The 6068-nt window shown below is 48.3% G+C and carries 11 protein-coding genes; 7 read left to right on the plus strand and 4 right to left on the minus strand.

Annotated elements, in window-relative coordinates; translation table 11 throughout:
* Positions 1 to 48: 48 nt before the first annotated feature.
* Genes Q0095_RS02145 through ribA form a run of 4 tightly spaced genes read right to left on the minus strand, consistent with a single transcriptional unit; the run spans position 49 to position 1548 of the window.
* The gene (locus Q0095_RS02145; protein WP_297880935.1) at positions 49 to 210 is read right to left on the minus strand and encodes a hypothetical protein; all 162 of its coding nucleotides are present in this window, start codon (positions 208 to 210) and stop codon (positions 49 to 51) included.
* Positions 207 to 413, minus strand: coding sequence for a hypothetical protein (locus Q0095_RS02150; protein ID WP_295153197.1), 207 nt, complete (start codon positions 411 to 413; stop codon positions 207 to 209). The genes Q0095_RS02145 and Q0095_RS02150 overlap by 4 nt, the downstream gene beginning before the upstream one ends.
* On the minus strand, positions 413 to 991 hold the full coding sequence (rsmG, locus tag Q0095_RS02155) for a 16S rRNA (guanine(527)-N(7))-methyltransferase RsmG (RefSeq protein WP_297880936.1): 579 nt from the start codon (positions 989 to 991) through the stop codon (positions 413 to 415). The genes Q0095_RS02150 and rsmG overlap by 1 nt, the downstream gene beginning before the upstream one ends.
* Positions 988 to 1548 carry a GTP cyclohydrolase II gene (ribA, locus tag Q0095_RS02160; RefSeq protein WP_297880938.1) on the minus strand — a complete coding sequence of 187 codons (561 nt, stop codon included), beginning with the start codon at positions 1546 to 1548 and terminating at the stop codon, positions 988 to 990. The genes rsmG and ribA overlap by 4 nt, the downstream gene beginning before the upstream one ends.
* Before the next feature lie 63 nt (positions 1549 to 1611).
* On the opposite strand from ribA, the gene hemB reads away from it, so the two are divergent.
* The 7 genes from hemB to Q0095_RS02195 form a co-directional block, all read left to right on the plus strand.
* Positions 1612 to 2586 (plus strand): porphobilinogen synthase, encoded by a 975-nt coding sequence (hemB, locus tag Q0095_RS02165; protein WP_297880940.1) that lies wholly within the window; start codon positions 1612 to 1614, stop codon positions 2584 to 2586.
* Between the two features lie 2 nt (positions 2587 to 2588).
* A complete protein-coding gene (locus tag Q0095_RS02170) occupies positions 2589 to 2792 on the plus strand; it encodes a hypothetical protein (RefSeq protein WP_297880941.1) in 204 nt (67 codons plus the stop codon).
* A 50-nt stretch (positions 2793 to 2842) separates the two neighbouring features.
* A complete protein-coding gene (locus tag Q0095_RS02175; RefSeq protein ID WP_297880942.1) occupies positions 2843 to 2968 on the plus strand; it encodes a hypothetical protein in 126 nt (41 codons plus the stop codon).
* Positions 2965 to 3888 carry an ornithine carbamoyltransferase gene (gene argF, locus Q0095_RS02180; protein ID WP_297880943.1) on the plus strand — a complete coding sequence of 308 codons (924 nt, stop codon included), beginning with the start codon at positions 2965 to 2967 and terminating at the stop codon, positions 3886 to 3888. The genes Q0095_RS02175 and argF overlap by 4 nt, the downstream gene beginning before the upstream one ends.
* A 15-nt stretch (positions 3889 to 3903) precedes the next feature.
* Positions 3904 to 4386 carry a DUF2603 domain-containing protein gene (locus Q0095_RS02185; protein ID WP_005872648.1) on the plus strand — a complete coding sequence of 161 codons (483 nt, stop codon included), beginning with the start codon at positions 3904 to 3906 and terminating at the stop codon, positions 4384 to 4386.
* On the plus strand, positions 4379 to 5749 hold the full coding sequence (gene hemN / locus Q0095_RS02190) for an oxygen-independent coproporphyrinogen III oxidase (protein WP_297880945.1): 1371 nt from the start codon (positions 4379 to 4381) through the stop codon (positions 5747 to 5749). Before Q0095_RS02185 ends, hemN begins: the two co-directional genes overlap by 8 nt.
* The coding region (locus tag Q0095_RS02195) for a M48 family metalloprotease (protein ID WP_297880946.1) at positions 5740 to 6068 on the plus strand (329 nt) is incomplete at its 3' end. The genes hemN and Q0095_RS02195, both read left to right, overlap by 10 nt.

Below are 6068 nucleotides of genomic sequence, written 5' to 3' on the forward strand. Positions count from 1 at the left end.
GGCGTTCTTCTACAACGTCATCGGCATCCCGCTCGCGGCGGGCGTGCTCTACCCCGCATTCGGCATCAAGCTCTCGCCCATGATCGGGGCGGCGGCGATGAGCCTGTCGTTAAATTTAAAGAGCAGATTGTCGTATTTGAAAACTTCGTCGCCGTTTTTGATGAGATACAGCGGCTCGTAAGGCACGAGCGCGTGGCCTAGGATGATCATTTGCCGCCCCTTAGTTTGGCTTCGCAGGATTTGCAAAGGCGCTTTTTGTCGCGCAGAGCAAGCTCGTCGTTGCTAAAGTACGTCCCGCACTCGTCGCACGCCAAAAGCTCGGTCGCATCATCCTTTTTCTTTATGCGAAATCTAGGCACTATCAAAAAATATATGAGCGCCGCGATGACGGCGACGGCTAGAATTTTTCCCATTATTTCACCCCTTTGATCACTAAAAATTTTCTATTTTTCAAAGCGTTTTCGCCGCTAAAAATTTCGCAGCGCGCGCTTGCAAATTCCTTGCAGAATTCCGCCGCTTCCGCCTCTGCGCCCGAGCCTTTGTAGAGCAAAAACATAGTGTTTTCATCATAAAAGCCGCGGCAAATTTCAATTAAGCTTCGCGCGTTCATCAAAGCCCGAGAGCTTATCAGATCGGCGCGCAGCTTTGCGCCGTCTTGCACGCGTTCGGCGTGGATTTTTACGTTAGCTAGCGCAAGACTAACCTTCGCGTAGGTTAGAAACGCCGCTTTTTTTTGATTTGGCTCAAACAGATGCCACTCGCACAGCGGCAGCGCGAGTGCCAAAAAGATCCCCGGAAAGCCGGCTCCCGAGCCGATGTCACACGCGATGCGCGGATAGCGCGGTATGAAATTCGCTCCGCTTAGGCTGTCTCGCACCACCGCGTCCAAATCGTCGTAATTCGTGAGGCTATGGACGCGGTTAAATTTTTGCAGACAGGCTTTAAATTTAGCGATCTGCTCGTTAAAGTTCTCGCTCGGCGCAAGCTTCACAGCAGATGCCCCATCTGCTCTTTTTTGACGCGCAGATAGTTTTCATTAAATTTATTCGGCGTGATGATTATTGGCACGCGCGCGACCACTTCGACTTTCAGATCGTGCAGCTTTTGCGGGTTGTTCGTAAGCAGATTTATGCGTGAAACTCCAAAATGAGCGAGTATGAAATCCACGATCTCGTAGGTTCGCTCGTCTGCTTTGAAGCCGAGCTGATGGTTTGCTTCGATCGTATCGAGCCCCTGATCTTGCAGAGCGTAGGCGTTGATTTTATTAAAAAGCCCGATATTACGCCCCTCTTGACGCAGATAGATCACCATGCCGCCATGCTCTTCAATATATTTTAGGCTCGCTTCGAGCTGTTCGCCGCAGTCGCACTTTAGGCTGCCGATCGCATCGCCGGTAAGGCACTCCGAGTGGATCCGCACGTTTACGACGCCATCCAAAGGTTGCTTAAATATCACTAGATGCTCTTTCTCGCCTTGCTTAAACGACTGAACGCGGAAGCTTCCGAAGCGGGAGGGGAGATTTGCGACCTCTGAAATTTTTATATCCATGCTTAAATTTACTCCGATTGTGATATTATAAATCTCACAATTCTAGCTAAAAAAGGAAAAATAATGTTTAAACGATTTAGACGCCTACGAATAAACCCCGCGCTTAGGGATCTGGTGCGACAAACCGATCTGCAAACCCGCTTTCTAATCTATCCGCTTTTCGTGGTGGAAGGAAGCGGCATCAAAAAGGAGATCGCCTCGATGCCCGGCGTATTTCAGATGAGCTTGGATGAAATTTTAAAAGAGTGCGAGACCCTTTTGACGCTAGGACTAGATAAAATTTTACTTTTTGGAATTCCTTCGCTAAAGGACAGCATCGGCTCGGATGCGCTAAGCGAGGACGGCATCATCGCTACTTCGCTGCGCGCTATAAAGGCTAAATTTCCAAATTTGCTCGTCATCACCGATCTGTGCTTTTGCGAATATACTGACCACGGGCACTGCGGCATCATCGATCATGTGCATCAGACGGTGGATAACGACGCGACGCTTGAAATTTCGGCGCAGCAAGCGCTCATCCATGCCAAAGCGGGCGCAGACATGATCGCTCCAAGCGGCATGATGGACGGTATTATCGCAACTCTGCGAGAGACGCTCGATCGCGGCGGATTTGAAAATTTACCGATTATGGCGTATTCGACGAAGTTCGCCAGCGGCTACTACGGGCCGTTTCGCGACGTGGCGGAGAGCGCGCCAAGTTTTGGCGACCGCAGCAGCTACCAGATGGATCCCGCAAATAGATTTGAGGCGATCAACGAAAGTCTGCAGGACGAGGCGCAGGGAGCGGATATTTTGATGATAAAGCCCGCGCTTGCGTATCTGGATCTAATCAGAGACCTTAGAGAGCGTACGCTGCTGCCGATCTGCGCATATAACGTAAGCGGCGAATACTCGCTACTGCAGGCGGGTAAAAAAGCGGGCGTGATCGATTATGAGCGCGTGATGATGGAGACGATGATAGGCATAAGGCGCGCCGGCGCGGATATGATCATCACCTATCACGCCAAGGAGATCGCGGAAATTTTAAACAGGAGCTAGCGATGAATAAGATAGCACTCGAAATTAAAAGTAATGAAATGCAAGCCGTCTTGGATGCGGTGATGAAGCTAGCAAAAAAGATGAAATTTGAAGCTAAAATTTTACCCGAAAATAGGGATGAGTATATAGAAAATTTTGGCGAGCTTTCTAGCGCCGTTATTGCGAAATTAGATAAGCCGAGCAATAGGGCGTTTTTGAGCGCCTAAAGGATAAATGAAATATTTGACGCTAGTTTTTATCGGCGAATTCTATAGTTTTGGACGACGAGGAATTTTATGCGGCGATGGAAGACGTAGTCGTAAAGGTGGCTACGAACGATATGACGAAAGGTGATTTAAAAGAATTTTTTAGTAAATTTATAAAAGATAAAGGAGCGATATGAGGCACTTTCTTACGTTAAACGATTTTAGCAAAGACGAGATAATCGAAATTTTAAATTTAGCCTTTGAGATTAAAAAAGAGGCCAAGGCGCGAAATTTCAAGCCATATTTGAAAGATCAAAAATTAGCGATGATATTTGAAAAAAGCTCGACCAGGACGCGCGTTAGCTTTGACGTGGGGATGAATGAGCTCGGCGGACACGCGCTGTTTTTGAGCAGTCGCGACATACAGCTCGGGCGAGGCGAGCCGATCAAAGACACTGCGCGCGTGATTTCGCGAATGTGCGATCTAATCATGGCGCGCGTAAATCGCCACGAGACGCTCATAGAGCTCGCGGAATTTAGCCGCGTGCCGGTGATAAACGGGCTAAGCGATAAATTTCATCCCGTGCAGCTGATGGCGGATCTTATGACGATCGCGGAGTGCGGTATTGAAACTCCAAAGATAAAAGCCGCGTACGTGGGCGACGGCAACAATATGACGCACTCGTGGCTGATGCTTGCCAGCAAGCTTGGATTTGAGCTGCGAATAGCGACGCCCGTGGGCTATGAGGCCGATCCTCAGATACTGGCGCAGGCGCAAGAAAATGCTAAAATTTCAGGCGCTAAAATTTTAATAACGAACGATATAAAAGAGGCGGTAGCGGGCGCAAACGTCGTGACGACCGATACCTGGGTCTCGATGGGGCAAGAAGCCGAAAAGGAGCAAAGGATTCGCGATTTCGCGGGCTTTTGCGTGGATGAAAGCTTAATGGCTCTGGCTGAAAAAAACGCGATCTTTTTGCACTGCCTGCCGGCGTACCGCGGATACGAGGTGAGCGAGGCTGTGTTTGAAGCGCACGCGGATGAAATTTTTGCAGAGGCGGAAAATCGCCTGCACGCGCAAAAGGGCGTTATGGTCTGGCTGGATCAAAAAAGATAAATTTTAGGAGAACGCATGGAAGAAAAAGATAAAGCGTTAAAAAAGATCGACAAAGCGAGCGAATTTTTCGGGCTGGATAGCTCGAAAAGGACGGTTTTTGAAATTTCGCAGGGCGAAGACAACGAGAAAAAACTCACTCTAAAAAGCGGCTCGTGGAGCGACGAGGAGCCGTGGTTCGGCATAGACGAAAATAACGAAGTGCACACGATGATCTCGATAAAATCGCTTGCAAATCTCATCGCCGCGACCAAAAACGCGATGCAGGAAAATTTTAACCTCAAGCTTGAGCGCTCGATTTTGCAGCATACGCCGGTGGATTTCGGCGACGCATGGATCGTGTGTATGGACGAGATCAGAAGGCTAACGGGCGCAAATCCGAGTGCGAAAAGATTAAGCTTAGACGTCGATGCCGTCGTCTCACGCGTAAAAAGTCTGCATCCAAACCTTTTTATCGACATTGAAGAGCTTATCAAAACCAAGGCGGGCGGCCGTGAATAGCATAGACTTCGACGCTTACGCGAAATTTTCGCGCCCGGGGCCTCGCTACACGAGCTATCCGACCGCTTTGGAATTTAGCGAAAACTTCAGTTACGACGGGTATTTGAACGAGCTGAAAAATCAGAAAAGCTCCACGCCGCTGTCGCTTTACTTTCACATGCCGTTTTGCCGCTCCGCCTGTTATTTTTGCGGCTGCAACGTAATCTACACCGGCAAGCGCGACAAGATGGATCGGTATTTGGACTATATCGAGCGCGAAATGCAAATTTTAAGCGGCGTCGTGGACGGCTCGCGGCAAGTCGTGCAGATGCACTTCGGCGGCGGTACGCCTACGTATTTTAGCGCCGAACAGCTTGCGCGCCACATAAAAAATATCAAAAAATATTTTAAAAATTTCAGCCCTGAAGCCGAGATCAGCTGCGAGATCGATCCGCGATTTTTAAATGCCGAGCAGCTTGACGTGCTCGTTTCTAACGGCTTTAACCGCATCAGCTACGGCGTGCAGGACTTCGACGAGCGCGTGCAAAAGGAGATCCACCGCATCCAGCCTTTTGAGCTTACTAGGGACGTCATAGCCATGGCTCGCGAGAGGGGGATAAAATCGATAAATATGGATCTCATTTACGGTCTTCCGTATCAGAGCCTAGCTAGCTTTAAGCGCACGCTGGAGCTTGCGCTTTCGCTTGATCCGGACCGCTTTGCGATCTTTAACTACGCGCACGTGCCGTGGATCAAAAAATCTATGCGTAAATTTGACGAGACGACCCTGCCCGAGCCCAAAGTGAAGCTTGAAATTTTGAAATTTACACACGATTTTTTGAGCGCGAACGGATATGAGATGATCGGCATGGATCACTACTCAAAGCCCGAAGACGAGCTTCATACCGCGCTTAAAAACGGCTCGCTACACCGCAATTTCCAGGGCTATACGACCAAGGGCGGCGCCGATCTGATCGGCATCGGGCTAACTAGCATCGGCGAAGGAGCGCGCCACTACGCGCAAAATTTCAAAGATATGGACGCTTACGAGGCCGCGATAGATGCGGGCAGGCTGCCGTATTGCAGGGGCGTTTTGCTAAATGAAGAGGATCTGCTGCGCAAAGAGGTGATTATGGGGCTGATGAGTAATTTTTGCGTAGATATAGAGGCGATCGAGGAGAAATTTAAGATAAAATTTTTCGAGCATTTCGGCGCGAGCCTAAAGCAGCTTGAGGCGCTAAAGGATTTCGTACAAGTCTCGCCGCATAGAATTTCAGTAACGCCTACCGGCACGCTTTTGATCCGCAATATCGCGATGTGCTTTGATGAGTATATGGGTAAAAATAAAAAAATAAAAGAAAGGAAGAGATACCTATGTTTATAAATACTATGAAAACAGGTTTTTTAATGTTTGGATTAGTTTTTCTCTTTGTAGCAATTGGTGGTGCATTGGGAAATCAGCAAGGGGCACTAATTGGACTTATAATTGCTGGCGGTATGAGTTTTTACAGTTACTGGTTTAGTGATAAAATGGTTATCAAATCTTATAATGGTCAAGAAGTTAATTCCCAAAATAACCCAAGATTATATCACCTGATACAAAGATTGGCAAAAAATGCCGATTTACCTATGCCAAAAGTTTACATAATTCCAGAACGACAGCCAAATGCCTTTGCAACTGGAAGAAATCCAAATAATGCAGC

The sequence above is a fragment of the uncultured Campylobacter sp. genome (genome assembly GCF_938045535.1).
GTDB lineage: Bacteria > Campylobacterota > Campylobacteria > Campylobacterales > Campylobacteraceae > Campylobacter_B.

Coding starts and splice junctions, on each gene's coding strand:
- Q0095_RS02145 (WP_297880935.1), bottom strand. CDS start 210: ATGATCATCCTAGGCCACGCGCTCGTGCCTTACGAGCCGCTGTATCTC.
- Q0095_RS02150 (WP_295153197.1), bottom strand. CDS start 413: ATGGGAAAAATTCTAGCCGTCGCCGTCATCGCGGCGCTCATATATTTT.
- ribA (WP_297880938.1), bottom strand. CDS start 1,548: ATGGATATAAAAATTTCAGAGGTCGCAAATCTCCCCTCCCGCTTCGGA.
- hemB (WP_297880940.1), top strand. CDS start 1,612: ATGTTTAAACGATTTAGACGCCTACGAATAAACCCCGCGCTTAGGGAT.
- Q0095_RS02170 (WP_297880941.1), top strand. CDS start 2,589: ATGAATAAGATAGCACTCGAAATTAAAAGTAATGAAATGCAAGCCGTC.
- argF (WP_297880943.1), top strand. CDS start 2,965: ATGAGGCACTTTCTTACGTTAAACGATTTTAGCAAAGACGAGATAATC.
- Q0095_RS02185 (WP_005872648.1), top strand. CDS start 3,904: ATGGAAGAAAAAGATAAAGCGTTAAAAAAGATCGACAAAGCGAGCGAA.